The organism is Vibrio sp. R-1 (genome assembly GCF_035615595.1).
Taxonomy (GTDB): Bacteria; Pseudomonadota; Gammaproteobacteria; order Enterobacterales; family Vibrionaceae; genus Vibrio; species Vibrio cholerae.
Genome location: NZ_WPDC01000261.1, coordinates 1 through 697, shown reverse-complemented (window position 1 = coordinate 697; position 697 = coordinate 1). Strand labels below are relative to the sequence as shown.

The 697-nt window shown below is 52.8% G+C and carries 1 protein-coding gene; it reads right to left on the bottom strand.

The window, feature by feature from the left end; all coding sequences use genetic code 11:
- Nucleotides 1-20 precede the first annotated feature (20 nt).
- Nucleotides 21-566, bottom strand: coding sequence for a 1,6-anhydro-N-acetylmuramyl-L-alanine amidase AmpD (ampD, locus tag GOU96_RS17990; protein ID WP_114762865.1), 546 nt, complete (start codon nucleotides 564-566; stop codon nucleotides 21-23).
- Nucleotides 567-697: the final 131 nt, after the last annotated feature.

Sequence of the window (697 nt, the reverse complement as noted above, 5' to 3'; positions counted from 1 at the left end):
TATTTCGCACCAACTAAAACCTATGACTTCAACCCAGCCCGAAAACGCCGCCAGTCAAACACCAAACCGGGGTCAGTTTTACGCAACGGTGCAATATATTGATGCCCAGTAATGCGCGGCAGCGTGATGTGCGGGTAGCGCTCCATCAAGGCTTGGGTCAGCTCAGTCAGCGCTTGATATTGCGCATCGGTATACGGCACAACATCGCTCCCCTCCAGCTCAATACCAATCGAGTAATCATTGCACTTGGCTCGACCTGCAAAAGAGGAAACACCCGCATGCCACGCGCGCAGATGAAACGGCACAAACTGCACCACCTCACCATCACGGCGGATCACGCAGTGCGCCGAGACGCGCATCTTGGCGATCACCTTAAAAAACGAATGTTGATTGGCATCCAGCTCGCCCAGAAAAAACTGCTCAATGTACGGGCCGCCAAACTGGCCGGGGGGCAAGCTGATGTTGTGCACCACCAGTAGAGAAACATCCTCACTATCATGGCGCGCATCACAATGTGGAGAAGGTACTTTTCTGGCGAGGCGGTACCAGCCTTGACTATCAATCATCCTTACTCCTTGCTTATATCTTGTCGGTTGAGAGTGACTCCCAGCCTATCCCCAAACGACTTGGAGTTGCAGCTAGGCGGCAAGTAAGTCCCCATGAGCATAGGAAAACTCTGTGATTGGAGTGAACGAAC